Source organism: Actinophytocola sp. NPDC049390 (assembly GCF_044466355.1).
Lineage (GTDB): Bacteria > Actinomycetota > Actinomycetes > Mycobacteriales > Pseudonocardiaceae > Actinophytocola.
Genome location: NZ_JBITMQ010000018.1, coordinates 46,444 through 72,143 on the forward strand (window position 1 = coordinate 46,444; position 25,700 = coordinate 72,143).

The window sequence follows — 25,700 nt, forward strand, 5'->3', positions numbered from 1 at the left end:
GCGAGTCACGCTCAGGAACATGGCGAGTCGCGCTCTCCAACATGCCGAGATGCCGGTCCCGTGCCGATCTTGACCCGCCTGGACCCAGCGGTACGTACACGACACCGACAACTCGTTGTGTCTGGGGGCGCGACTCGCGGTGTCTGCGGACGTGACTCGCGTTGTCGGCGCGAGTCGCGTTCTCGGGCATGCCGAATTGTTGGTTTTGTGCTGGTTTTGTTTCGTTTGGGCCCGGCGGGATGTGCACGAAAACGACAACTCGTTGTGTCTGGGGGCGTGACTCGCGGGGTTAGTCCCAATGCCGGGAAGTTAGTGTGCGGGCGGGGTTGTCAACCCGCTGGGATGGGCAACGGGGTTCCTGTTAGATCAACGTCGACCAAGATCGATGACCTGTAGGAACCCCGTTGGAACACCAGTCTGTCATTACTCGTTGTGTCCGTGTGGCTCAGGGCCGTTTCGCGCCTGGTCACCTCGGTGAGCTGACCCGCGTCATCCCGTTCGAGATGGTCGACGAGGTACTCATGTCGACCAGGACAACTCAGCAACGTCTGCGGGAGTTGCCCTCGCGGGTGGTTGTGTATCTGCTCATCGCGGCTGGCTTGTTTGCTGAGCTGGGTTACTGCCAGGTGTGGGCGCGGCTGGTCGCGGGGCTGGACGGCCTCGCTGTGGCTACTCCGAGTTCGTCGGCGCTGGCCCAGGCCCGCCGCCGGATCGGAGTCGCTCCGCTGGCCGCGGTGTTCCGGCTGCTGGCTGGTCCCGCGGCTGGTGCGGCCCGGTGGCGGACATTGCTGGTCTGCGCGATCGACAGCACCACCCTGTTCGTCCCCGACAGCCCGGCCAACCTCACCCGGTTTCCTTATCAGGGCGGCGGGAACGGCCCGTCCGGGTATCCGATGCTGCGGCTGATGGCCGTGGTGGCGTGCGGCACCCGCACTGTCATCGACATCGCGTTCGGGTCGTGGCGGGTCGGCGAGACCAGCATGGCGCCACGCCTGTTCGGATGCCTGCGGCCGGGGATGCTGCTGCTGGCCGACCGAAACTTCGCCGTCGCCGACCTGATCACCCACATCTCCTCCACCGGAGCGGAGCTGCTCATCCGCGCCAAGAACGGCCGGGTCCTGCCCGTGATCGCGCGCCTGCCCGACGGATCGTGGCTGTCGAGACTGGGCGGGGTCGAGGTCCGGGTCATCGACGCCGAGATCACCGCCACGCTCGGCGGCCGCAAGCAGCACACCGGCCACTACCGGCTGGTCACCACCCTCACCGACCACCGCCGCTACCCGGCCTGCGAGATCGTCGCCCTCTACCACCAGCGCTGGGAGATCGAGACCACGTTCCTGGAGATGAAATCCACCCTGCTGGGCGGCCGAGTCCTGCGCGCCCGCACCCCGCAAGGGATCGAGCAGGAGATCTACGCCCTGCTGTCGGGCTATCAAGCACTGCGGCTGGCGATAGCCGACGCTCTGCTCGGGCACGAGGCCGCACCGGACCGGGCCGGGTTCACCATCGCGCTGAACGCGGCCCGTGACCAACTCGTCCTGGCCGCTGGAGTCATCACGGACACGGTCGTGGACCTGGCCGGAACGATCGGGCGAGCAGTCCAGGCCGCACTGCTCGCCCGCCGCCGCACCCGCGTCTGCCCACGAGTAGTCAAACGCGCTATCTCCAAACACCGAGCCAAAGGCCAGATCGACCGCACCAACTACCAAGCAAAGATCACCATCACGATCATCACCGAGTTGACACGCGCCCCATAAGCCCTAACTTCCCGGCATTGGGGTTAGTCCAGGTCGTCGTGGCGGATTAGGCGGCGGGCCGCTTCTGTGATCGAGCCTGACAGGGATGGGTAGACCGAGAAGGTGTGGGTCAGGTGTTCCACGGTCAGCTGGTTTTGGACGGCGAGTGCTATGGGGAGGATCAGTTCGCTTGCTGTGGGGGCTACTACTACGCCGCCTACCACTACTCCTGTCGCGGGGCGGCAGAAGAGCTTGACGAAGCCTCTGTGCAGGCCTTCCATTTTCGCGCGGGCGTTCGTCGCCAGCGGGAGCATGATCGTGCGGGCCGGGACCTCGCCGGAGTCGATCGACTGCTGGGAGATGCCGACCGTCGCGATCTCCGGGTGGGTGAACACGTTCGCCGCGACCGTCTTCAGCTTGATCGGGGCCACGCCCTCGCCCAGTGCGTGCCACATCGCGATCCGGCCCTGCATCGCCGCGACCGACGCGAGCATCAGCAGACCGGTGCAGTCGCCCGCCGCGTAGACGCCCGGCACCGACGTGCGCGACACGCGGTCCACCGACACGAACCCGCCGGGGCCGGTGGCGAGGCCCACCTTGTCCAGGCCGATGTCGTCGGTGTTCGGGATCGACCCGACGGTCATCAGCGCGTGTGACGCCTCGACCGTGCCGCCCGACTCCAGGTGCACGACGACGCCCTTGGCGGTCCGCTCCACCCGCGACGCGCGCGCGTGCTTGACCACCTCGGTGCCCCGCGCCGCGAACACGTCCTCGAGCACGGCCGCCGCGTCGGCGTCCTCGTGCGGCAGCACGCGGTCGCGGGACGAGATCAGCGTGACCCGCACCCCCATCTCGGTGTACGCGGACACGAACTCGGCGCCGGTGACCCCGGACCCGACCACGACGAGGTGTTCGGGCAGCTCCGGCAGGTCGTAGATCTGGCGCCAGTCGAGGATCCGCTCGCCGTCGGGCACGGCGCCGGGCAACACGCGCGGGGTCGCGCCGGTCGCGATGAGCACGACGTCCGCGTCCAGCACCTCCGACGTGCCGTCGTGCGCCTCGGCCACCACGCGGTGCGCGGCCATGCCGGGCTTGTCGTCGCAGAAGCGGGCGATGCCGTGGATGATCCGCACGCCCTCGCGCTGCACCCGGTTGCGCACGTCCGCGGACTGGGCCAGCGCGAGGCCCCGCACGCGGCTGTGCACGGCGGGCAGGTCGACCGGCGGCAGCTCGCTGTCGACGCGAATGCCCAGCTCATCGGCGTTGTGGAAGGCCGCGCGGGCACCCGCCGACGCGATGAACGTCTTCGACGGCACACAGTCGTACAGCACGCACGCGCCGCCGAGCCCGTCCCGTTCGACGATCGTGACGTCGGCGCCGTGCTGGGCGGCGACGAGCGCCGCCTCGTATCCCGCCGGGCCGCCACCCATGATCACGATCCGGGTCACCTGCAGCTCCCCTCTGCTCATGTGAGGCCTTTCGGGGACAAACGGTACGCGGCGCGACGCGGCGCGGTGACAGCGCATGATCCCAGGTATCGCTACGCTGTCGAGCGTGCCGCTCTACGCCGCGTACGGGTCCAACATGGATCCCGCCCAGATGATGGAGCGAGCGCCGCACTCCCCGATGGCGGGTACCGGCTGGCTCGTTGGTTGGCGCCTGACCTTCGGCGGGGAGGACCTCGGCTGGGAGGGTGCGCTCGCCACGATCGTCGAGGACCCGAAGTCGCAGGTGTTCGTGGTGCTCTACGACGTGACGCCCGAGGACGAGACGCGCCTCGACCGGTGGGAGGGCTCCGAGCTGGGCCTGCACTCGAAGATCAGACTTCGGGTGCAGACGCTCGAGGGGTCGGTGCTCGCCTGGCTGTACGTCCTGGACGCCTACGAGGGGGGTCTGCCGTCGGCGCGCTACCTGGGCGTGGTGTCCGACGCCGCCGAGTCGGCGGGCGCCCCGGCCGACTACGTGGCCGACCTGCGCACCAGACCGTGCCAGGGCATCGGCCCCTAGTGCCTCACATCTGATTCACAGCCTCGCCGAAGCGGCCGCACAGCCGCCGCCCCGAGGCTCTGCGACGAGTGCCGTCGAGAGCCGAGGAGCAACGGGTGAGGAAGAGGCTGCTTGTGCTGGCCGGCGTGGTCGTGGTGGCCGCGGGCGGCGGCGCGGCGTGGTGGTTGCTGAGACCGGCGGAGGCGACGACCTCGCCGGTCGTCGTGCCGGTCACCGTCGGCACGCAGCGGCAGACGGTGACCGCGTCCGGCACCGTGCAGCCCGCGGCGCGCGCCGACCTGAGCTTCGGTGTGACCGGCGAGGTCACCGAGGTGCTCGTCGAGGAAGGCGACACGGTCACGGCGGGACAGGCGCTCGCGAAGGTCGACGACACGCTGCTCCAGGCACAGCTCACGGCCGCGCAGGCACAGCTGGACGCGGCCGAGGACCAGGCCGCCGACTCGGACGACGCGTCCGCGGACGCCGCTGTGGTGTCCGCTGAGAGCGACGTGGCAGCGGCTCAGGATGCGGTGGCACAGGCGACGCTGACGGCTCCCATGGCGGGCACTGTGGCGGCTGTGGACCTGGCCGTCGGCGACCGCGTGGGGACCCCCCAGCAAGGCAGCGGTGCGGACACCCAGGCCCAGGTCACGGTGGTGTCCACGGGCACGTTCGTGGTCGAGGCGAACGTGAGCGCGGCCGACGCGGCCCGCGTCAAGCAGGGCCTGGCCGCCGAGGTCATGCCGGTCGACGCGGACGAGCCGGTCGAGGGCACAGTCCGCACCGTCGGCCTGGTCGCGGAGGCCGACGGCTCCGGCGCGGCGACGTTCCCGGTGACCGTCGACGTGACGGGCACGCGCGACGACCTGTACGCGGGCTCGTCGGCGACGGTCGTGGTCGTGGTGGCCGAACGCGAGAACGTGCTGACGGTGCCCGCGATGGCCCTGCACACCGAGGGCGGCACGACGTACGTGCACGAGGTCGTCGACGGCACGGCGGTGCGCACGGACGTCGAGGTCGGCGAGTCCTTCGGTGCGCGGACCGAGGTGACCGCCGGTCTCGCGGAAGGCGACCAGGTCGAGGTGCGGGCGACCGTCCAGAACCGCACGCCGGGCGGCGGCGGGAACACCGTCTTCCCGGGCGGCGGTGGCGGTGGCCCGATGATGGGCGGCCCCATGATCGTCCAGGGCGGCGGCCGGTGAACGCCATCATCGAGATGACGGACGTGCGCAAGGCCTACGCGACCGGCGCGGTCGAGGTGGAGGCGCTGCGCGGGGTGTCGCTGCGGATCGGGCAGGGCGAGTACGTGGCGGTCGCGGGCCCGTCCGGTTCCGGCAAGTCGACGCTCATGCACATCATCGGCTGCCTGGACGTGCCGACGTCCGGCGAGTACGTGCTGGCGGGCGGCGACGTGACCACGCTGGCGGAGTCGCACCTCGCCGACATCCGCAACCGCCGCATCGGGTTCGTGTTCCAGCAGTTCAACCTGCTGCCCAGCCTGTCGGCGTGCCGGAACGTGGAGCTGCCGCTCGCCTACGCGGGTGTCGCACCGGCGGAACGGAAACGCAGAGCGGTCGAGGCGTTGACGCGGGTGGGCCTGGCGGACCGCCTGGCCCACCGACCGGGTGAACTGTCCGGCGGGCAGCAACAGCGGGTGGCGGTGGCGCGGGCGCTGGTCACCGACCCGGCGCTGATCCTCGCCGACGAGCCGACCGGCAACCTCGACTCGGCGGCGTCGGCGGACGTGCTCGCCCTGTTCGACGAGCTGCACGCGGTGGGCCGCACGATCGTGCTGATCACGCACGAGGCGGACGTGGCACGGCGTGCGCAGCGGTCGGTGCTGATCCGGGACGGGCGGCTCGCGGCATGAACTGGCGGGACACCTTTGCCAGCGGCCTGGAGGCCATCCGCGCGCACCGGCTGCGGTCGGCGCTGACCATGCTGGGCATCGTCATCGGCATCTCGTCGGTGATCCTGACCGTGGGCCTCGGCCTCGGCGCGCAGGACCAGGTGCGGGCGCAGATCGACGCGCTGGGCAGCAACCTGCTGATCGTGTCGCCGGGCAGCAGCACGTCGTCGTCCGGGGTGCGCGGCGGTTTCGGCACGGCGTCGACGCTCACCACGTCGGACGCCGCGGCGCTGACCGATCCGACGGCGGCGCCGGACGTGGCCGCGGTGGCACCGGTGACCACGGCGCAGGCGGCGCTGGTCGCGGGCACGACGAACTGGACGTCCAGCCTGGTCGGCACCACCGAGTCGTGGCTGCCGGTGCGCAACCGGACGCTGTCGGCGGGCCGGTTCCTGACCGCGGCCGACGCCGACGTGGTCGTGCTCGGCCCGGACACGGCGAGCGAGCTGTTCGGCGGCCGGTCGGCGGTCGGGCAGCGGGTCACGGTGTCGGGCAGGCCGATGACGGTGGTGGGTGTGCTGGCGTCGACGGGCGGGGCGTCGAGCGCCGCCAGCGACGACGACGTGGCCGTGGTCCCGATGGAGACGGCGCGGGCGCTGGCGGGCACGCCGTCCTCGTCGGTGTCGACGATCTACGTGCAGGCGCGGTCGGAGGACGTGCTGTCGGCCGCGTACCAGGAGGTCGACGCGCTGCTCGCGAACCTGCACGGCGACACCGACTTCGCCATCACGTCGCAGGAGTCGCTGCTGGACACGGCGAACGCGACGAACAGGACGCTCACGATCCTGCTGGGTGGTGTCGCGGCGATCTCCTTGCTGGTGGGCGGGATCGGGGTCATGAACATCATGCTGGTGGCGGTCACCGAGCGGATCCGGGAGATCGGGCTGCGCAAGGCGCTGGGCGCCACCCCGTCGGCGATCCGGCGCCAGTTCCTGGTGGAGGCGGGCGTGCTGGGCACGTGCGGCGGGCTGCTCGGGGTGGCACTGGGCGTGGCGGGCGCGTTCTTGCTGCCGGGCGTGCTGGGGCAGCCGGTGAGCGTGTCGGTGCCCGCGATCGCCGCCGCCATCGGGGTGGCATTGGCGATCGGCATCGGCTTCGGCGTGTACCCGGCGTCCCGGGCGGCGCGCCTCACCCCCATCGACGCCCTGCGGAGCGAATGATGAAACGACTTGTGGTGGCCGCCGTCCTGGTGGCCGGGGCGGGGCTGGCGGTGGTGACGTTCGCAGACGCCTCCCCCTCACCCCGCTACCGGCTGGCGACGGCGACGGTCGGCGACGTCACCCAGACGGTGACGGTGAGCGGCACGATGGACCACGTGAACCGCGCGGACGTCACGTTCAGTAGCGACGGCACCGTGAAGACGCTGACCGTCTCCCCCGGCGACACGGTGACCGCCGGGCAGGAACTGGGCACGCTCGACACGGCGGACCTGCGGGCGGCGGTGGACCGGGCGGCCGCGGAGGTGACGGCGGCGGAAGCGGCGCTCGCCGAGGACGAAGCCGCCCAGGAGGAGGCGGCGGGCCGGTCGGACGAGCTGACGTCGCGCCAGGACCAGGTCCGCACCGCACAGTCCGCGGCGACACAGGCGCTGACGACGGCGGCGGAGTCGCTGGCGGCACAGGACAAGGCGTGCGCGGACCCGGCGTCGCGGCCGTGCACGGCCGCGGTCACGACGACGCGGGCGGCGCAGGAAGCGGTGCAACGCGCCCAAACCACGCTGCAGGCGGCGATCGACGCACTCGCGGGCTCGGTCCCGACACAACCGGAGTCAGCGGACGCGGTGGCGAAAGGCCAGGCGTCGGTCGACGAGGCGGCGGCGAAGCTGGTCGAGGCGGAGCAGGCGTTGGCGGGCGCGACGCTGACGACGCCGATCGCGGGCACGGTCGGTGCGGTGACGGCGGCGGCCGGGGACGTCGTCGCGGCGGGCTCGCCGGTGGTGACGGTGATCGGGAAGGGCGCGGCGGAGGTGACGGCGCTGGTCCCGTCGGCGCGGCTGTCGACACTGGCCGTGGGCCAGGAAGCGCAGGTGACACCGGTGGGCACGACGACGGCGGTGACCGGGTCGGTGACGAGGGTGGGCACGCTGCCGGACGCGTCGTCGGAGACGGTGACCTACCCGGTGACGATCACGGTCGCCGACCCGCCCGCGTCGATGGCGGCGGGCAGCACGGCGTCGGCGACGATCACGGTGGCGGCGGCGCGGGACGTGCTGACGGTGCCGACCTCGGCCGTGCGGCGGGGCGTGGTGACGGTGCTGTCGGGCGAGCAGGCGACGCCGACGCCGGTGACGGTCGGCGCGGTCGGCCCGGCGCGGACGGAGATCAGGGACGGCCTGGCGGAGGGCGACCAGGTGGTGCTGGCGGACCTGGACTCACCGCTGCCGACGAACGACCAGCAGCCGGGCCCGGCGGGCCTGACGGGCGGCGGCCCGGTACGCATGGCGCGCCCGGGCAACTGACCGTGCTGTGAAAGGCGCGTTCGCGGCGTAACGCGCCTTTCACGGCACGCCCGTCAGTCGTCCGCCTCCACCCAGTCGAAGGTCCTCGTCACGGCCTTCTTCCACTGGCCGAAGGTCTTCTCGCGGGCCGCGTCGTCCATCGACGGGGTCCACTCCTTGTCCTTCGCCCAGTTGTTGCGGATGTCGTCCTCGCCCGCCCAGAAGCCGACCGCGAGGCCCGCCGCGTACGCCGCGCCCAGCGCCGTCGTCTCCGCCACCACCGGGCGGATCACCGGCACGCCGAGGATGTCGGCCTGGAACTGCATCAGCAGCTCGTTGACGACCATGCCGCCGTCGACCTTCAGCGACTTCAGCGGCACGCCCGAGTCCGCGTTCATCGCGTCGATCACCTCACGCGACTGGAACGCCGTCGCCTCCAGCACCGCGCGCGCCAGGTGTCCCTTGTTGACGTACCGCGTCAGCCCCACGATCGCGCCGCGGGCGTCGGACCGCCAGTACGGCGCGAACAAACCGGAGAACGCGGGCACGAAGTAGCAGCCGCCGTTGTCGTCGACCGCCGACGCCATGTTCTCGATCTCCGGCGCCGACGCGATCATGCCCAGGTTGTCCCGCAGCCACTGCACGAGCGAGCCGGTCACCGCGATCGAGCCCTCGAGCGCGTACACCGGGTCGTTCGAGCCGATCTTGTAGCAGACCGTGGTCAGCAACCCGTTCTGCGACATCACCTTCTCCGTGCCGGTGTTCAGCAGCACGAAGTTGCCGGTGCCGTAGGTGTTCTTGGCCTCGCCCGGCGACAGGCACGCCTGCCCGAACGTCGCCGCCTGCTGGTCACCGAGGATGCCCGCGATCGGCACGCCGGCCAGCGCACCGCGCTCCCGGACCTTGCCGTACTCCTCCGACGACGACCTGATCTCCGGCAGCATCGACACCGGGATCTTCATGTCCGCCGCGATCGAGGGGTCCCACGCCAGAGTGGACAGATCCATCAGCAGCGTGCGGGACGCGTTGGTGGGATCGGTGACGTGGATGCCACCATCCGGGCCGCCGGTCATGTTCCACAGCAGCCACGTGTCCATGTTGCCGAACAGCAGGTCGCCCGCCTCGGCACGTTCCCGCGCGCCCTCGACGTTGTCGAGGATCCAGCGGACCTTCGGACCGGAGAAGTACGTCGCGAGCGGCAGCCCGGTCCTGTCCTTGTACCGGTCCTGCCCGCCGCCGAGCGCCTCCAGCTCACCGCAGATCCGGTCGGTCCTGGTGTCCTGCCAGACGATCGCGTTGTACACCGGCTTGCCGGTGGTGCGGTCCCACACCACAGCGGTCTCGCGCTGGTTGGTGATGCCGACCGCGGCGATGTCCCTGGCCGCCAGGTCCGCCTTCGCGAGCGCGCCCGCCGCCACCTCACGGGTGTTGCGCCAGACCTCCTCCGGGTCGTGCTCGACCCAGCCCGCCTTCGGGAAGATCTGCTCGTGCTCCTTCTGGTCGACCGACACGACCTCACCCGCATGGCTGAAGATCATGCAGCGGGTCGACGTGGTGCCCTGGTCGATCGCGGCAACGTACGTCGTCATTGGTCAAGCCTCTCTTGTCAGGAGCCGGTCGGCAGGATCTGGTACAGAAGACCCGCGAGGACACCACCGACGATCGGGCCGACGACGGGCACCCAGGAGTAGTTCCACTCGGGACTCCCCTTGCCCTTGATCGGCAGCACCGCGTAGGCGATGCGCGGCCCCAGGTCACGGGCCGGGTTGATGGCGTACCCGGTCGGGCCACCGAGCGACGCGCCGATCGAGATGACGACGAACGCGACGGCCGCGTAGCCGAGCGCGCCGTTGCCGAACACCGGCACACCGTCGGGGCCCACCGTCGCACCCGGGCTGAGCAGGATCCAGAAGATCAGCACGAAGGTGGCGATGAGCTCGGTGACGACGTTCCACGCGTAGTTCGGCACGGTCGGGCCGGTGCAGAAGATGCCGCGGGTGTTCTCGGGTTCGTCATGGGTGTCGAACTGCAGTTTGTAGGTGAGCCAGGCCAGCACGGCACCGAGGAAGGCACCGACCATCTGGCCGAGGAGGTAGGCGGGCACGTCGGCCCACTCGGTCTTGTCCGCGGCCGCGAGGCCCAGCGTCACCGCCGGGTTGATGTGCGCGCCGCTCGGATTCGCGATGCTCGCGCCGACGAACACCGCGAAACCCCAGCCGATGGCGATGAACAACCAACTGTCGCCGAAGCCGAGCGCCTTCTTGAGCACCCGGTTCGCGACCACACCCGCACCGAGCAGGATCAGTGTGGCGGTACCCAGCATTTCCCAGAGGAATATCTCGCCGAAGTTCAGATCCACGACCACTCCTTCACGCTGAAGTGGTAGGCGTCCGTCGGCCTGAAGGGTGGGGCGCCGGTGCCTACCCTGAGCGAGCCAGACGCTACGGCGCACAAGGTCAACTTGTCCAGATATCGGGACTCCGGTTAGGCCGGTAGCGTGGTTCTCGTCCGGAATGTAGAGGACGAGGAGGCGCGGTGGCAGCGGATACCACGGGCGGTCAGCTGGGCACAGCCGAGCGTGAGGAAGCCTGGCGGCGACTCGGTTCCGAGACGTTCGACCTGGTGGTCATCGGTGGCGGCGTGGTCGGCGCCGGCACGGCACTGGACGCCGCGACCCGTGGCCTGCGGGTCGCGCTGGTCGAGGCGCGGGACCTCGCCTCGGGCACCTCCAGCAGGTCGTCGAAACTCTTCCACGGCGGGTTGCGGTACCTGGAGCAACTCGAGTTCGGCCTGGTGCGCGAGGCGTTGCGCGAACGCGAACTGATGCTCACCCGATTGGCACCCCATCTGGTGAAACCGGTGAGCTTCCTGTACCCACTGACACGGCGCGGGTGGGAGCGCCCGTACACGGCGGCGGGCCTGTTCCTGTACGACACGATGGGCGGCGCGCGGTCCGTGCCGGGCCAGAAACACCTGACGCGCGCCGGTGCGCTGCGGTTGGTGCCCGCGCTGAAGCGGTCGGCGCTGATCGGCGGCATCCGGTACTACGACGCGCAGGCCGACGACGCCCGGCACACCATGACCGTCGCGCGGACCGCGGCGCACTACGGCGCCGTGATCCGCACATCCACGCAGGTCACCGGCTTCATCCGGGAGGCGGACCGGGTCTCGGGCGTGCGGATCCACGACGTGGAGGACGGCCGCACCCAGGAGGTCCAGGCCAACGCCGTGATCAACTGCACGGGCGTGTGGACCGACGAGCTGCAGCGGCTGTCGGGTTCGCGTGGCCGGTTCCGGGTGCGTGCGTCGAAGGGCGTGCACATCGTCGTGCCTCGCGACCGGATCGTGTCCGAGTCGGGCCTGATCCTGCGCACGGAGAAGTCGGTGCTGTTCGTCATTCCGTGGCGGAACCACTGGATCGTGGGAACCACCGACACGGACTGGAACCTCGACCTGGCCCACCCCGCGGCGACGAAGCACGACATCGACTACCTCCTCGAGCACGTGAACTCGGTGCTGGCGACACCGTTGACGCACGACGACATCGAGGGCGTCTACGCGGGTCTGCGGCCGCTGCTGGCCGGGGAGAGCGAGGAGACGTCGAAGCTGTCGCGTGAGCACGCGGTGGCGCGGGTGGCGCCGGGCCTGGTGGCGATCGCGGGCGGCAAGTACACGACGTACCGGGTGATGGCGGCGGACGCGGTGGACGTGGCGTCGCCGGACCTGCCGGGCAGGCTGCAGCCGTCGATCACGGACAAGGTGCCGCTGCTGGGCGCGGACGGGTACCACGCGCTGGTGAACCAGGTGGACCAGCTGGGTGCGCGGCACGGCCTGCACCCGTATCGCGTGCGGCACCTGCTCGACCGGTACGGGTCGCTGGTGCACGAGGTGCTGGGGCTGGCGGAAGGCCGGCCCGAGTTGCTGAAGCCGCTCGCGGCCGCGCCGGACTACCTGCAGGTGGAGATCGTCTACGCGGCGTCGCACGAGGGGGCGCTGCACGTGGAGGACACGCTCGCGCGGCGAACCCGCATCTCGATCGAGTACCCGCACCGGGGCGTGGACTGCGCGCAGCAGGTCGCGGAACTGATGGGCGGCGTCCTCGGCTGGACGGAGGAGACGACGAACCGCGAGGTCAAGATCTACAAGGCCCGGGTGGAAGCGGAACGCGACAGCCAGACCCAGCCGGACGACGAGGCCGCGGACGCCGTCCGAGCGGCGGCCCCGGAAGCCCGCCCGGAACTGACGACCCCGTTGCCCTGAAAAAACGCGTCCGGGACGCTCAAGGTCCCGGACGCGTTTTCACGGCGGTGTCAGGTCAGTTCGAGACCTCGGCCTCGTCGTGCTCTTCGGTGCGCGGCGGGTTCTTCTGCGTCTTCCCGTTGCGGCGCCGGGCGGTCTGGCGCGGCAGGGTGGCCGGCGGGCGCGGCGGCTGGGCGCCGCCACCCATCATCAGCTCCGCGAACGTGGCCATGGCCTCGTCGAGGTGGCCGCCGATCCGGCGCTCCGACTCCTCGTTGCTCTTCTTCACGAGCGACACGACCGACTCGGTGTCCGGCTGCTTGGCGACCGTGCCCTCGACCTTGGCGACGCTCTCGGCGAGCGTCCTGCCCATCTCGGCGATCTTGTCGGTGAAGCCGTCCTCGACCGCGTCGAGCCTGGTGGTCATGCTGTCCAGGCGGCCGGTCACCTGCTCCAGGCGCACCGCCAGCTCCTCGAGCCGCTCGGTGCCGTCGACCGTGGTCTTCGTGTCGTCGATGGAGTCCTGCAGCGCCTTGCGGGACGCCTCCACCTTCATCGACAGCGACGTCGACTTCTGGTCCACGTTCGCGTGCAGGCCCTCGGCGGCCTCGACCACCTTGCCCTGCACCGTCTCCGCCGCGTCGCGGACCGACTGGCGGACCGCGTCACGCGTCGAGTCGAGCTGGCCGCGCACGGCGCCGTCGACCTCGTCGACGCGGGCGCGCAGGGTCGACTCGGCGCCCTCGACACGCTCGCGCAGGTTGTGCTCGGCGGCGTCGATGCGCTCGCGGACCGGGCCGGTCACGGTGCCCGGCAGGGCGTCGAGCTTCGCGTCCTGCTTGTCGAGGTGCTTGTCGATGTTCGCGTCGAGCTCGTCGATGCGGCGGTGGATGTTCGCGAGCTTGTCCTCGAGCCCGTCCATCCGGCCCGCGACGCCCTCGAAGCGGCCCGCCACCCCGTCGAGCCTGCCGTCCAGCTGCGCGAACGGCGTGGCCAGCTTGTCCACGATGCCCTCGACGGCCCGGGTCAGCGCGGCGAGCGTGGCGTCCTGCGCCTCGAGCTTGGCCATCGCGTCCTCGACGCGGGAGGCCAGCGCCGTGACGTCGGTGCGATCGGGAATCTCGGACAGCCGCTTGCGCACCGCGCCGATGGACTCCAGCGGCGACAGCCGCGCGTGGATCTCGTCCAGCGTGTCGAAGATCTGCTGCTGTTCGCTCTCACGGATCTCGGCCGCGCGCACCAGCATGTTGCGCATCCGGTCGAACGACACCGTCGAGTTGTTGTTCTCGTTCACGGAGGTGACCTTCGTCGTGGGGAGGGGCAGGGCCGACGCTGGGGAGCCTAACCACTCCCAGAACGCGTCCATACACCACCCGTTAGTTCGTTGCAGGCCCGAACGCGACTGGGTTGGGCCATTCGGAGGACGGCCGTGACGCGAATGCCGCGGCCGAGCATGACCTTACGTGGTGCTTTGGTTACCCGATCGAATGACTCCACCCGCCGAGTACCGTTGCACCATGTCGAGCATGAACCCCGTTCCGGTGACCCCGGAGGCCGTCAGAACCGCGCCGAAAGTTCTTCTTCATGATCACCTGGACGGTGGTCTCCGGCCCGCCACGGTGATCGAGCTGGCCGACGCCAACGGTTACCGCGACCTGCCCACCAGCGACGTCGACGAACTCGGCCGCTGGTTCCGGGACTCGGCCGACTCGGGTTCGCTCGTCCGCTACCTGGAGACGTTCGCGCACACGTGCGGCGTCATGCAGACCACCGACGCGCTCGTCCGGGTGGCCGCGGAGTGCGCGGAGGACCTCGCCGCGGACGGTGTCGTGTACGCCGAGGTGCGTTACGCACCGGAGCTGTTCTGTGAGAACGGGCTCAATCTCGACACGATCGTGGAAGCCGTGCAGGAAGGCTTCCGCGTCGGCGCCGCCCGCGCCCTGGAGGCGGGCCGCCGGATCCGGATCGGCACGCTCCTGTGCGCCATGCGGCAGAACGCGCGGTCCCTGGAGATCGCCGAGCTGGCGGTCCGGCACCGCGACACCGGCGTGGTCGGCTTCGACATCGCGGGCCCGGAGGCCGGTTTCCCGCCCACGCGCAACCTGGACGCGTTCGAGTACCTGCGGCAGCAGAACGCGCACTTCACGATCCACGCGGGCGAGGCGTTCGGGCTGCCGTCGATCTGGGAGGCCATCCAGCACTGCGGCGCCGAGCGGCTCGGCCACGGCGTGCGGATCGTGGACGACATCAAGGTCGACGAGGACGGCACCGTGCAGCTGGGCAGGCTCGCGAGCTACGTCCGCGACCGGCGCATACCGCTCGAGATGTGCCCGTCGTCGAACGTGCAGACCGGTGCCGCGCCGTCGATCGCCGAGCACCCGATCGGGTTGCTCACCAGGCTGCGCTTCCGGGTGACGGTCAACACCGACAACCGGCTCATGTCCGGCTGCTCGATGTCGTCGGAGATGTCCGCGCTGGTGGACCAGTTCGGCTACGGCTGGGCCGACCTGCAGTGGTTCACGATCAACGCGATGAAGTCCGCGTTCATCGGGTTCGACGAGCGGCTCGGGATCATCAACGAGATCATCAAGCCGGGTTACGCCGCGCTGATGGGCTGACACCGAAAGGGCCCCGCCACTCGGGTGACGGGGCCCTTCGCGTGTGCTCACTGGATGTCGAGGCGTTCCTCGAATTCGCTCACCAGCTTGCGCCAGGCCTCGACCTCCGCGTCGAACGGCGCGCTGGGCGCGAGGCGCGTCGGGTCGGGCCGCAGCACGAACGAGACCAGCCAGCCGAGGCTCTCGGACTGGGCCAGCGCCTCGGACACGCTCTTGTCGCCCGCCCAGTCGGCGGCGTCGTTGAGCAACTCGACCGCGAGGTCCAGCTGGACCGGGTCGACCGCGTCGGGGCCCTCCTCGATGTCCTCGGCGAGACCGTTCAGCACGTAGGTGTTGTCGGTCTCGACCTCGACCTCGAGACTGCCGTCCGTCGCCCTGGTCGCGACGTCCTCCCACGTGGACACCTCGGCGAGGTCGTTGTCCTCGCTGCCGGACTGCGCGAGGTACTTGGCCAGCGCGCGCGGCGACTTCGTCACCGCGATCTTGCCCCTGGCGCCGAGGAAGATCGGTTCGTCGTCGAGGTAGCAGCGCAGCGTGTAGTACTCCGCCTCCGCTGTGATGATCTTGATGGGGTCGATGCCCACCTCGCCCCAGAACCCGACCGGCTCCGGCTCGGCGTCCTCTTCCTCGTCCTCGTCGTCGTCCTCTTCGTCCTCGTCGACGTCCGCGTCCTCAGCGTCCTCTTTGGACTCCTCGGCGACGTCGTCCGCGTCCTCAGCGTCCAGGGCGCTCTCCGCCTCGGCCGACTCGGCCTGGAACGCCGCCAGCTCGTCGGTGGTCTCGTCGAGCGTCGCCTTGTCGACGTCCGGGACCACGACGACCTCGTCGATCGCGTCCAGCACCTCGTCCCACCGCTCCGAGATGGTCTCCGCCAGGTCGGTCCAGAGCTTCTCGCCCTCGCGGCCGGTGAACGGGAACGTGCCCTGCTCGAGCACCGCGAAGCCGGCCGCCGAGTTCAGCACCTCGTGCACCTCGTCCAGCTCGCACACGTCGGCGAGCGACCGGACGATCGAGACGATGTCGGCCAGCTCGCCGATCGTCCACGCGTCCGGCTCCTCCGCCGCCAGCTCCGGCACACCGACGAGGTCGTAGGTGTGCGCCTCGTCCGGCAGCAGCTCCGGCACCGACAGCTCGGGCACGACGTCCCACGCCGGGTGGTCGGCGAGGTCGTGCTCGTCGGCGGTGCGGACGAACGCGGCGAGGTGGGCGGCGTCCGGGAACGCGTACAGGTCCTCCTCGTGGCCGAGGAAGGCCTCCCACTCCTCGCCGTCCTCCCGCCAGCGCGGCGCCCACAGTGTGACGACATCGCCCTGGGGCAGGCCGAGCTCGATCGAGACGATGTCCTGGGACATTGCTGGACCTCCAGGTCAGGCAATCCGTGGGGCACTCAGAACGACGGGAAGCCTACGTGGTCGGGGAAACAAGGTGGATCACCGGTCGGACCGTAGCGAGGATGGGTCGAACGAGTCGAGGTCATCGGACGAATCTTCCTCGGCGACCCGCTTGTCCCGCCGGGCCTGGAACTCCTCGGCCGTGATGCCGCCGTCGCCGGAGCGTCGCGCCGGGGCCGCCCGGCCGGACAGCTGCTCCAGCGCGTAGGTCAGGTTGTCACCGAGCAGCAGCGCGACCTTGTTGTAGCCGGACTGGGTCGCGTCGTCCATCGCGACGGCGGCGACCTTCACGATCAGCCGCGCAAGCCCGTCGGCGCCGTAGCGGGCGGCTTCCTGCGCCAACCACAACCGCTTCAGCCTGCCCCGGCCGTCGACCGTCACCTCGACGGTCCCGTTGCGGTCGTGAGCCGTGCCGGTGACCGTCGCCAGTATCTCGTCCACTTTGGACAGGGCTTCCTGGCGGGCCCGGCCGTCCTCGATCATCTGCCGCGTGGTGCGGTTGACCGGCTCGCGTTCGATCACCGACGGCCCCCGACGTGCTTGAGCGGGTCGTCGAAGTCGCCGTCCTCCTCGTCGTCCACCGGGACGTAACCCAGCGACTCCAGATGTTTCTCGCCGCGTTCGCCGAGCGCGGGCGCCAGCGTTTTGTACATGGTGCTGCCGGCACGGCGCGTTGCCCGGTCGGCGAGGGCGGTGATGTTGCGCGCCAACGTCTCCATGTCCCCCGACACGGCGGCGGGCGAGAGCTTCAGCCCGGTCAGCAGCCCGCCCGGCGCCACCTCGACCTCGATGCCACCGTCGGGCGAGGCGGCCTTGCCCGTGATCCGGCCGACGCGGGCGACCTGCGCCCGCGCCCGCTCGTCGGCCTGCGCGACCTTGCGGTCCAACGCCGCCATCTCGTGGTCGATGTCGATCTCCACGACCCCTCCTGATCCCCGGTACGGCACAAGTGTGCCCGAAAGGTCCGACACGCGCGCCTGTCCGGCACAAGTCGTGGCCGCGAACCCGCCGATCGTGACCCCGGCCCACCTCCCGGACACTCCACCCGGCACCCGAGAACCGCCCGTACCCCACCGAATCCCACCGAAACGCGCCGAAACACGCCGCAAACGCCCCGTACCCAACCCCCACCCGATCCCGGGGGCCACCCGCCATGCCAGTCTACCGGTGCCCACCGACAGGGACCCCGTTGTCGATCTTGACTGTGGATAACCGGGTGGGCTGTGGACAACTCGGTCAGTTCGGTGCGTGAACACCGCGTTCGGCCGCTGCTCGACGCAGCGCGCGGGTCAGTTCCTGCCACTGGCGTGCGCCGTGAGTCTTGCGGGCCGCGGTCGCGATGAGGCAGGCCCACCAGTCGGCGCGATGCGCCTCCGGTTCGCGACGGGCGAACCACGCGGCCCGCTCGGCAGCCGTGAGCGTGAGGAGGTGCCTCGCATACGAGGCGAAGCGCTTCTCCTGGCCCGGGAAGCTCCACCACGGCGAGCGGGGCGACATGCCGAACAGGCTCTCGACGGTCCGTGTTTCGCGGTGCGCGAGCACCTCCACGTGTGCGACGGACGAGCCGTAGGCGACGTAGTCGTCGGCGGCGCGGGGCCACGCCTCGAGCGGGGCACCGCGTTCCGTGACCGCTTCGCGCAGGTCGTCGACGTCGACGCGAGCCGGGAAATCGCCGTAGCGCGCGACCAGAGCGGGCTCGATCCCGTCGGCCAACCACACCAACCGGTGCGCCTGCACGCCGAAGTGCTGGACCTTCCATTCGTCGCCGTCTCCGCGCCACCCGAACTCGATCAGCCCGAACGACGAGAGCGGTGGTTCGAACGACCCGCCCAGGACCGCGTGCACCTCGTCCGGGGCGCTCGTGTGGTCCAGGCCCAGCACCGTGCCCGTGAGCACGAAGTCGGTGAAGAAGGCCGTCATCCGGTCGGGCGGTAGAAGCCCACGAACGGCATGCCCGCGTTGGTGGTGCGCAGTGGTCCGACCTGTACCGGGTCGCCGGCCTCAACGATCTGGCCGTTGCCGATGTACATGGCCACGTGGCCCTCCCAGCAGACCAGGTCGCCGGGGAGCAACTGGTCGGCCGACGGGACCTCGGCGCCGATGTCCTGTTCGCGGGACGTGCGCGGGATGTCCAGACCCCCCTCGCCGTACGCGTACTGGGTCAGGCCGCTGCAGTCGAGGCCGACGCCCGGGGCCGTGCCGCCCCACACGTACGGGACGCCGAGCTGGCCCAGTGCGGCACGGACGGCCTTCGCCGCCGTCTCGTTCGGGGCCATGACCGTGCTGCCGTCCGGCAGGTTCACCGCGACGCCCGTGCCCGGCTGGGGTGGGATCGCGACCGGGAGCCGTTTCTTGGTGACGACACCGCCGCCGCCTCCGTCACCCCCACCGCCGCCGCCTCCCCCGCCGCCGCTGTTGTACGCGGCGGGCGGCGCGCTGTTCTCGGCGTTGGACGGCGTCGTGGCGCCGCCGCCGTTGAGGCGGTCGACCACGCCCGTCAGCTGCGTCATGACGGCTTCGAGGTTCGTGCTGCTCTCGCCGCTGACCTGGGCGCCGAGGCGGATCAGCTCGGAGATCTTGGCCTGCGCACCGGCATGGTCACCGGCCGCGCGCAGAGCCGAAGCGGCCGACAGCAGCTCGGCCGCCTTGTCCATGAAGTTGTCGATGAGCTGCTGGTTGGTGTTCTGGCCGACCTTGAGGATGCCCGCCGCGTCACGCACCGCGGACTGGACCTCGGCGCTGTACTCGCTGATGTCCTTGGACGCGGTGCTCATCGTGCGGGCGTCGGCGGCCTGGCGGTCGGCGGAGCCGCCGGTCCAGCCGTACTGCAGCGTCTGGACCTGCGAACCCGCGTCCGAGTCGTAGGTGTACAGCGCGTTCTGGACGTTTCCGTGCGCCTGGCCGACGCTGTCGATCGCGCCGTCGTCCGTCGCGAGCTGGCGTTGCGCGTCGGCGGCGGGCTGGACCAGCGGGGTGACGAGCGGGACGGTCGTGGGACTCACGCGATCTCACCTGTCGCCCGTCGCATGCGCCGGCCCGACTCGTCCTCGATGTCGACGTAGTTCGTCCACGTCTGGCCGACCGCGTCCGCCATGTCGGTGGTGTTGCCCGACAGCCGGTTGACCCGGTCGAGCTGGTTGCGCGTGGCGTTGCGGATCGCGTCGGAGAGCCCCACCTCGTTGCCCACCCGCGAGAACGCGTTGCCGTCCAGCGACGTGTGCGCACCCAGGTTGTTGCCCGTGGCCCGGTTCAGGTCGTCGGCCAGCGGCCGGTAGCCCCTCGCGAACGCGGCGAAGGCATCCTCGTCCGCGTCGTAACCAGGTGGCGGCGGTGGCAGCGGCTCGTCGTGGTTCGTCATCTGTCCCCTCCTGGCGGGTCTGACGCACACCAGCCCCCGGCGGCTCCCGTCCGAGGGAAAGAGTAGGTCACATCAACCCTTCCGCGCAGGTGAACGGGCAGCACGAACGTACCTACCGGCCGTAACGAACCGCCCGAAGGTTCCGACATTCGGGCTACTGGGGTGTCCTGGCTCGGGGGGCCGGGGCTGTTGTGTTCGTTCTGGGGAGGACAACCGACATGAGTGATCGTCGTGCTGACGCGCGCGAACAGCGCCTCCGGGCCGCACGGACCGAGTTCGCGAGGACGGTGCCCGAGCACCGCAACAACGGCGAGGAGGCCGACTACGCGCCCCTCGCCAACTACAGCAAAGGCCTGCCGCACAACGAGTTCGGCGAAGCGGACCCGGCGGCCTACCGGCTGCTGCGGCGGGCCGTCGCGACCGGGCAGGAGGAGGACTACGAACGGATCCCGCTCGGCGGAGACCGCCTGCTCACCAATCCACGCGCGGGGCTGAGCTTCGACCTCGAAGGCCCGGACCCGCAGGCGCTCACCTTGGCGCCCGCGCCGCGGATCGACCAGCCGAGGAACTCGGCCGAGATGGCCGAGCTGTACTGGATGGCGCTGTGCCGCGACGTGCCGTTCACCCGTTTCGACGACGACCCGCTGATCGCCGAGGCGGCCGGCGACCTGTCGACCGCCTACACGGACCTCCGCGCGCCCCGGCAGGGCAGCGAGGTCACGCCCGGCACGCTGTTCCGCGGCGACACCCGTGGTGACCTCGTCGGCCCGTACCTGTCGCAGTTCCTGCTGAAGGACGTGCCGTACGGCACGCTGCTCGTCAGGCAACTGCAGGACACGCCGAGGAAGCGGGACTTCCTCACCGACTTCACCGAGTGGCTGAAGGTGCAGAACGGCGCGGACCGCAAGCCGACGCGGAACCGCAAGGAGCGCAGGTACATCCAGACGCCCCGCGACATGGCGCACTACGTGCACTTCGACGCGCTCTACCAGGCCTACCTGAACTCGTGCCTGATCCTGTTCGGGATGGACGCGCCGCTCGACGCGGGCAACCCGTACAACTTCTCGGCGAACCAGGCCGGGTTCGGCACGTTCGGCCCGCCGCACCTGCTGTCGCTGGTCACCGAGGTCGCCTCCCGGGCGCTCAAGGCCGTGTGGTTCCAGAAGTGGAACGTCCACCGCAGGCTGCGGCCCGAGGAGTTCGGCGGCAGGGTGCACACGCACCTGGCGGGCAGGCGCGACTACCCCATGATCGACCAGGAGATCCTCGACTCGCGGGCCGTCAAGTCGGTCCACGAGCGGCACGGCTCGTTCCTGCTGCCGCAGGCGTTCCCGGAGGGCAGCCCGACGCACCCCGCGTACGGGGCGGGCCACGCCACGGTCGCGGGTGCGTGCGTGACCGTGCTCAAGGCGTGGTTCGACGAGTCGACCCCGCTCACGGACCCGGTGGTGCCGGACGAATCCGGCACCACACTCGTGCCGTACAAGGGCCCGGACTCCGAACAGCTGACCGTCGGCGGCGAACTGAACAAGGTCGCCGCGAACATCGCCATCGGCCGGAGCCTGGCCGGTGTGCACTGGCGCTCGGACTACTCCGAGTCGGTCCGGCTCGGTGAGGAGATCGCGATCGGCATTCTCCGCGAGCTCAGGTGCACCAGCCACGAACGGTTCTCGTTCACGCTGAGCCGGTTCGACGGCACCGCCATCACCATCTAGACGCCCATCGGGTGCCAGACGGTCTTGGTCTCGAGGAACGCGCGCAGCCGGGCGATGTCCGGCTGCGCGCTCCAGTCGGGCTCGGTCGCCTTGGCACGCAGCACCCGCTTCACCGTGTCGGCGGCGGTCGCCTCCAGCTCGGTCCGCATCGACTCGGGCGCGCCGGTGAGGTCGAGCGCGTTGACGTCGGCGTGCGAGGCGAGCCACGGCGCCAGCTCCGCGGTCCGGCCCGTGACGATGTTGACGACCCCGCCCGGCACGTCGGAGGTGGCGAGCACCTCGGACAGGGTGATCGCGGGTAACGGCCGGTCCTGCGAGGCGACCACGACCGCGGTGTTGCCGGTGGCGATCACCGGCGCGACCACGCTCACGAGCCCGAGCAACGACGACGCCTGCGGCGCGAGCACGCCGACGACGCCGGTCGGCTCCGGCACGGAGAACGAGAAGTACGGCCCGGCGACGGGGTTCGACGCGCCGAGCACGGTCGCGATCTTGTCGGTCCAGCCCGCGTACCAGACCCACCTGTCGATCGCGGCGTCCACAATGGACTGCGCCTTCTTGCCGTTGACGCCCTCGCCCGCGCCGGCCTCCGCGATGAACTGCTCGCGCCGCCCCTCCAGCAGCTCGGCCACCCGGTACAGGACCTGGCCCCGGTTGTACGCGGTGGCCTTCGCCCAGCCGCCGAACGCCTTGCGCGCGGCGACGACCGCCTCGCGGACGTCCTTGCGGGAGCCCTGCGCCGCGTTGGCGAGGAAGGCGCCCTTGCTGTCCCGCACCGGGTAGGAGCGGCCCGACTCGGAACGCGGGAACGCGCCGCCGATGTAGAGCTTGTACGTCTTCGCGACGGAGAGACGGTCAGACATCGAGGTATGCCTCCAGTCCCGTGCGACCGCCCTCGCGGCCGAACCCGGACTCCTGGTAGCCGCCGAACGGCGCGGTCGGGTCGAAGCGGTTGAACGTGTTGGCCCACACCACACCGGCGCGAAGCTTGTTCGCCATCCAGAGGATGCGCGAGCCCTTGTCCGTCCAGATGCCCGCGGACAGGCCGTAGGGGGTGTTGTTGGCCTTGGCGACGGCCTCGTCGGGCGTGCGGAACGTGAGCACCGACAGCACCGGCCCGAAGATCTCCTCACGGGCGATGCGCATGGCCTGGCTGACGCCGGAGAACACCGTCGGCGCGAAGAAGAAACCCTTGTCCGGCAACGGACACGGGCTCACCCACTTCTCGGCGCCCTCCTCCTCGCCGGACTCGACCAGCGACGTGATCCTGGTGAGCTGGTCGCGCGAGTTGATGGCGCCCACGTCGGTGTTCTTGTCGAGCGGGTCGCCGATCCGCAGCGTCGAGATCCGCGCGTGCAGCTTCTCGAGCAGTTCGTCGGCGACGGACTCCTGCACCAGCAGCCGGGAACCCGCGCAGCAGACGTGGCCCTGGTTGAAGAAGATGCCGTTGACGATCCCCTCGACGGCCTGGTCGAGCGGCGCGTCGTCGAACACCACGTTGGCGGCCTTGCCACCCAGCTCCAACGTGAGCTTCTTGCCCTTGCCCGCGAGCGAACGCTGGATGAGCTTGCCGACATCGGTGGAGCCGGTGAACGCGACCTTGTCGACGCCCGCGTGGCTGACCACCTCGGCGCCGACGTCACCGGCGCCGGGCAGGATGTTGACCACGCCCGGCGGGAGCTCCGCCTGCTGGACGATCTCGGCGAGCACGAGCGCCGTCAGCGGGGTGGTCTCCGCAGGCTTGAGCACGACCGTGTTACCGCAGGCCAGCGCGGGCGCGATCTTCCACGCGGCCATCAGCAGCGGGAAGTTCCACGGGATGACCTGGCCCGCGACGCCCAGCGGCTTCGGGTCCGGCCCCAGGCCCGCGTACTCGAGCTTGTCGGCCCAGCCCGCGTGGTAGAAGAAGTGCGCGGACGCGGTCGGCACGTCGACGTCCCGCGACTCCCTGATCGGCTTGCCGTTGTCGAGGCTCTCCAGGACGGCCAGCTCACGCGCGCGTTCGGCGATCATGCGGGCGATCCGGTAGATGTACTTGGCGCGCTCGGCGCCCGGCATCTTGCCCCACACCCGGTCGTAGGCGCGGCGTGCGGCCTTGACGGCGCGGTCGACGTCGTTCTTGTCGGCCGTGCTGACCTCGGCCAGGACCTCCTCGGTGGCCGGGTTGAGCGTCTTCAGCGGCTCACCGGCGCCGTCGACGAACTCGCCGTCGACGAACATCCGGTAGCTGGGCTTGAGGTTCGCGATGTCCCTGTTCTCGGGAGCGGGGGCGTATTCCCACATGTCAGTCCACCGTCACGTAGTCAGGGCCGCTGTAGTGGCCTTCGAGCTGGGCGCGCCGCTGCATCAGCAGGTCGTTGAGCAGGCTGGAGGCGCCGAAGCGGAACAGCTTGGGAGAAAGCCACTCCGGCCCGGCGACCTCGTGCACGGCGACCAGGTAGCGGATGGCGTCCTTCGTGGTGCGGATACCGCCCGCCGGTTTCACGCCGCGGAGCTCACCGGTCTGGGTGTGCCAGTCGCGGACGGCCTGCAACATCACGTGCGTGACCGGCAACGTGGCCGCCGGGCTGACCTTGCCGGTCGAGGTCTTGATGAAGTCGCCGCCCGCGAGCAGCGCCAGCCACGACGCGCGGCGCACGTTGTCGTAGGTGGCGAGCTCACCGGTCTCGAGGATGACCTTGAGATGGGCGGTGCCGCAGGCCGCCTTGACGGCCACGATCTCGTCGAAGACGCGGCCGTAGTGCCCGGACAGGAACGCGCCCCGGTCGATCACCATGTCGACCTCGGTGGCACCGCTCTCGACCGCGAACCGGGTGTCGGCGAGCTTGATGTCCATGCTCGACCGGCCCGACGGGAAGGCGGTGGCCACGCTCGCGACCTCGATGCCCGTGCCGTCGGTCTCCTTCGCGGCGGTCGCCACCATGTCTGGGTAGACGCAGACGGCCGCGACCTTCGGCACGTCGGGGCGATCCGGGTCGGGACGGCGGGCCTTCGCGCACAGCGAACGGACCTTGCCCACGGTGTCGGCGCCTTCGAGCGTGGTCAGGTCGACCATGCCGATGGCGGTGTCGATGGCCTGCATCTTCGAGGCCTTCTTGATGCTGCGGGTCGCGAGCCCCGCCGCCCGTTGCTCGACGCCGACCTGGTCCACGCCGGGTAGCCCGTGGAGGAACCGTCGCAGGGACGTCTCGTCCCGGGTCGCGTCGACGAGCGCGGGCGGTAACCCGGTGCTCGCCGTTGAGGGTGCTGCCATGTGCCCGAGTCTAGGCGGCGCACCCGACCTCGACCGCCGGGTCGGACCGGGTTGTCCACAGGTGCGTCAGTTGTCCACAGGTGGCCGTTGCGGGCCCGGTTTTGTCGGTGGGTGCCGGTAGGCTGGCATGGCGGGTGGCCCCCGGGATCGGGTGGGGGTTGAGGTTACGTACTGGGGGCTTGTTTTCGCTGGTCAGCGGGGTTTTGGTGGCCTCTGCGTGGGGTGATGTCCTCGCCGGACGGGCTGCTCTCGGGGAGGGGCCTCACGATTCCAGCGTGCTGAGACTTGGCGAGGATGGGTCTGCCTGCTTTGTGGGCTGCGCCCGGCTTGTGCACGGGGTGGGCCCGCTTCGCGGGCCTCGGGCACTGCGCGCCCGGGCGGGGTGGTCACTCCTCGATCTGGCGCTTTTCCTTCTTGCGCTTCCTGCGCTTGACCTCGACGCCGCCCCAGAACGCCAGGCCGTTGACCTTCACGATCGGTGCGCCCGGTCTCGGCTGGCTCTGGTTCTCCACCTTGTTGTCGAAGGCGCCCATGAAACCGACGCCGTTGACCTGCACGACGATGTCGTCCGGCACGAAGATCTCGACGCCGCCCATCAGCGCGTACGCCTGGATCGTGGTTTCGGGGTCCTCGAAGCGGGCGTCGGTCAGGTCGATCTGCACGCCGCCCCAGAACGCGAACGACGTGAAGGTCGGTGGCACCGTCCACATGCCCTTGCGCACGGCGCCGGACATGACCGCGACCGCCGCGCTCGACGTGCCTCGGCCGCCGATCCTGGCGGACGCCACCGGTGCGGGCGACGCTGCGGCGGGCACCGGCAGCTGCGGCGCCTGGCCACCGACCGGCAGGTCGCGCACGAGCGGTTCGAGGTCGCGGAAGACCTTCGCCGCGTAGACCTTGTCGAGCCGCTCCTCGAGTTCCTCGACCGTCAGCCTGCCCTCGGCCATGGCATCGTTGAGCACCTGCGCGACGTGCTCGCGGTCGGCGTTCGACACCCGCATCTCGCGCGGGTCTGGCACGGCTGGCGGTTCACTCACGCGGGTGAGGTTATCGTGCGC

Annotated in this window: 23 protein-coding genes; 9 read left to right on the top strand and 14 right to left on the bottom strand. The window is 70.4% G+C overall.

The genetic code is table 11. The annotated features are described in order from the left end of the window. Positions 1 to 440 precede the first annotated feature (440 nt). Complete coding sequence (locus ACIBVP_RS38355; protein ID WP_396111401.1) at positions 441 to 1,757, top strand: IS4 family transposase; 1,317 nt, start codon at positions 441 to 443, stop codon at positions 1,755 to 1,757. A gap of 23 nt (positions 1,758 to 1,780) precedes the next feature. Here the strand turns inward: ACIBVP_RS38355 and ACIBVP_RS38360 are convergent, their stop codons facing one another. Further along, complete coding sequence (locus ACIBVP_RS38360; protein ID WP_396111553.1) at positions 1,781 to 3,184, bottom strand: NAD(P)H-quinone dehydrogenase; 1,404 nt, start codon at positions 3,182 to 3,184, stop codon at positions 1,781 to 1,783. 106 nt (positions 3,185 to 3,290) lie between these two features. On the opposite strand from ACIBVP_RS38360, the gene ACIBVP_RS38365 reads away from it, so the two are divergent. The 5 genes from ACIBVP_RS38365 to ACIBVP_RS38385 all read left to right on the top strand — a co-directional run bounded on the left by ACIBVP_RS38365 (position 3,291) and on the right by ACIBVP_RS38385 (position 8,089). After that, positions 3,291 to 3,743: a gamma-glutamylcyclotransferase gene (locus ACIBVP_RS38365; protein WP_396111402.1), complete on the top strand. Its 453-nt coding sequence runs from the start codon at positions 3,291 to 3,293 to the stop codon at positions 3,741 to 3,743. 95 nt (positions 3,744 to 3,838) lie between these two features. After that, a complete protein-coding gene (locus ACIBVP_RS38370) occupies positions 3,839 to 4,924 on the top strand; it encodes an efflux RND transporter periplasmic adaptor subunit (protein WP_396111403.1) in 1,086 nt (361 codons plus the stop codon). Next, positions 4,921 to 5,592 (top strand): ABC transporter ATP-binding protein, encoded by a 672-nt coding sequence (locus ACIBVP_RS38375; protein ID WP_396111404.1) that lies wholly within the window; start codon positions 4,921 to 4,923, stop codon positions 5,590 to 5,592. Before ACIBVP_RS38370 ends, ACIBVP_RS38375 begins: the two co-directional genes overlap by 4 nt. Next, positions 5,589 to 6,791, top strand: coding sequence for an ABC transporter permease (locus ACIBVP_RS38380; protein ID WP_396111405.1), 1,203 nt, complete (start codon positions 5,589 to 5,591; stop codon positions 6,789 to 6,791). Before ACIBVP_RS38375 ends, ACIBVP_RS38380 begins: the two co-directional genes overlap by 4 nt. Next, positions 6,791 to 8,089 carry an efflux RND transporter periplasmic adaptor subunit gene (locus ACIBVP_RS38385; protein ID WP_396111406.1) on the top strand — a complete coding sequence of 433 codons (1,299 nt, stop codon included), beginning with the start codon at positions 6,791 to 6,793 and terminating at the stop codon, positions 8,087 to 8,089. Before ACIBVP_RS38380 ends, ACIBVP_RS38385 begins: the two co-directional genes overlap by 1 nt. 53 nt (positions 8,090 to 8,142) lie before the next feature. Here the strand turns inward: ACIBVP_RS38385 and glpK are convergent, their stop codons facing one another. Beyond that, positions 8,143 to 9,657, bottom strand: a complete 1,515-nt coding sequence (gene glpK, locus ACIBVP_RS38390; RefSeq protein ID WP_396111408.1) for a glycerol kinase GlpK — start codon at positions 9,655 to 9,657, stop codon at positions 8,143 to 8,145. 17 nt (positions 9,658 to 9,674) lie between these two features. Beyond that, positions 9,675 to 10,421, bottom strand: coding sequence for an MIP/aquaporin family protein (locus ACIBVP_RS38395; RefSeq protein ID WP_396111554.1), 747 nt, complete (start codon positions 10,419 to 10,421; stop codon positions 9,675 to 9,677). A gap of 182 nt (positions 10,422 to 10,603) precedes the next feature. Between ACIBVP_RS38395 and glpD the strand changes: the two genes are divergently transcribed. Next, entirely contained in the window at positions 10,604 to 12,328 is a 1,725-nt protein-coding gene (glpD, locus tag ACIBVP_RS38400; RefSeq protein WP_396111409.1) for a glycerol-3-phosphate dehydrogenase, read from the top strand. A gap of 55 nt (positions 12,329 to 12,383) precedes the next feature. Here the strand turns inward: glpD and ACIBVP_RS38405 are convergent, their stop codons facing one another. Then, positions 12,384 to 13,562 carry a hypothetical protein gene (locus ACIBVP_RS38405; protein WP_396111556.1) on the bottom strand — a complete coding sequence of 393 codons (1,179 nt, stop codon included), beginning with the start codon at positions 13,560 to 13,562 and terminating at the stop codon, positions 12,384 to 12,386. 262 nt (positions 13,563 to 13,824) lie between these two features. On the opposite strand from ACIBVP_RS38405, the gene ACIBVP_RS38410 reads away from it, so the two are divergent. Then, positions 13,825 to 14,925, top strand: coding sequence for an adenosine deaminase (locus tag ACIBVP_RS38410; protein ID WP_396111410.1), 1,101 nt, complete (start codon positions 13,825 to 13,827; stop codon positions 14,923 to 14,925). Positions 14,926 to 14,972: 47 nt separating this feature from the next. Here ACIBVP_RS38410 and ACIBVP_RS38415 read toward each other — a convergent pair whose 3' ends face one another. The 6 genes from ACIBVP_RS38415 to ACIBVP_RS38440 all read right to left on the bottom strand — a co-directional run bounded on the left by ACIBVP_RS38415 (position 14,973) and on the right by ACIBVP_RS38440 (position 19,674). After that, positions 14,973 to 16,277, bottom strand: a complete 1,305-nt coding sequence (locus ACIBVP_RS38415) for a primosomal protein (RefSeq protein WP_396111411.1) — start codon at positions 16,275 to 16,277, stop codon at positions 14,973 to 14,975. 78 nt (positions 16,278 to 16,355) lie between these two features. Continuing rightward, positions 16,356 to 16,838 carry a YbaB/EbfC family nucleoid-associated protein gene (locus ACIBVP_RS38420; RefSeq protein ID WP_396111413.1) on the bottom strand — a complete coding sequence of 161 codons (483 nt, stop codon included), beginning with the start codon at positions 16,836 to 16,838 and terminating at the stop codon, positions 16,356 to 16,358. After that, on the bottom strand, positions 16,835 to 17,236 hold the full coding sequence (locus ACIBVP_RS38425; RefSeq protein ID WP_396111414.1) for a YbaB/EbfC family nucleoid-associated protein: 402 nt from the start codon (positions 17,234 to 17,236) through the stop codon (positions 16,835 to 16,837). Before ACIBVP_RS38425 ends, ACIBVP_RS38420 begins: the two co-directional genes overlap by 4 nt. A gap of 316 nt (positions 17,237 to 17,552) precedes the next feature. Then, entirely contained in the window at positions 17,553 to 18,236 is a 684-nt protein-coding gene (locus tag ACIBVP_RS38430) for a hypothetical protein (RefSeq protein WP_396111415.1), read from the bottom strand. Beyond that, positions 18,233 to 19,318 (bottom strand): C40 family peptidase, encoded by a 1,086-nt coding sequence (locus ACIBVP_RS38435; protein WP_396111416.1) that lies wholly within the window; start codon positions 19,316 to 19,318, stop codon positions 18,233 to 18,235. Before ACIBVP_RS38435 ends, ACIBVP_RS38430 begins: the two co-directional genes overlap by 4 nt. Next, on the bottom strand, positions 19,315 to 19,674 hold the full coding sequence (locus ACIBVP_RS38440; protein ID WP_396111417.1) for a hypothetical protein: 360 nt from the start codon (positions 19,672 to 19,674) through the stop codon (positions 19,315 to 19,317). The genes ACIBVP_RS38435 and ACIBVP_RS38440 overlap by 4 nt, the downstream gene beginning before the upstream one ends. Before the next feature lie 218 nt (positions 19,675 to 19,892). Here ACIBVP_RS38440 and ACIBVP_RS38445 point away from each other — a divergent pair, with 218 nt between their 5' ends. Continuing rightward, positions 19,893 to 21,389, top strand: a complete 1,497-nt coding sequence (locus tag ACIBVP_RS38445) for a vanadium-dependent haloperoxidase (protein ID WP_396111418.1) — start codon at positions 19,893 to 19,895, stop codon at positions 21,387 to 21,389. Here ACIBVP_RS38445 and ACIBVP_RS38450 read toward each other — a convergent pair. The 4 genes from ACIBVP_RS38450 to ACIBVP_RS38465 form a co-directional block, all read right to left on the bottom strand. Continuing rightward, entirely contained in the window at positions 21,386 to 22,252 is an 867-nt protein-coding gene (locus tag ACIBVP_RS38450) for an aldehyde dehydrogenase family protein (protein ID WP_396111419.1), read from the bottom strand. The genes ACIBVP_RS38445 and ACIBVP_RS38450 overlap by 4 nt on opposite strands. Beyond that, positions 22,245 to 23,672, bottom strand: coding sequence for an aldehyde dehydrogenase family protein (locus ACIBVP_RS38455; RefSeq protein WP_396111420.1), 1,428 nt, complete (start codon positions 23,670 to 23,672; stop codon positions 22,245 to 22,247). Before ACIBVP_RS38455 ends, ACIBVP_RS38450 begins: the two co-directional genes overlap by 8 nt. Position 23,673: 1 nt before the next feature. Next, positions 23,674 to 24,642 (bottom strand): deoxyribose-phosphate aldolase, encoded by a 969-nt coding sequence (gene deoC / locus ACIBVP_RS38460; protein WP_396111421.1) that lies wholly within the window; start codon positions 24,640 to 24,642, stop codon positions 23,674 to 23,676. Between the two features lie 386 nt (positions 24,643 to 25,028). Further along, positions 25,029 to 25,679: a DUF1707 domain-containing protein gene (locus tag ACIBVP_RS38465; protein ID WP_396111422.1), complete on the bottom strand. Its 651-nt coding sequence runs from the start codon at positions 25,677 to 25,679 to the stop codon at positions 25,029 to 25,031. Positions 25,680 to 25,700: the final 21 nt, after the last annotated feature.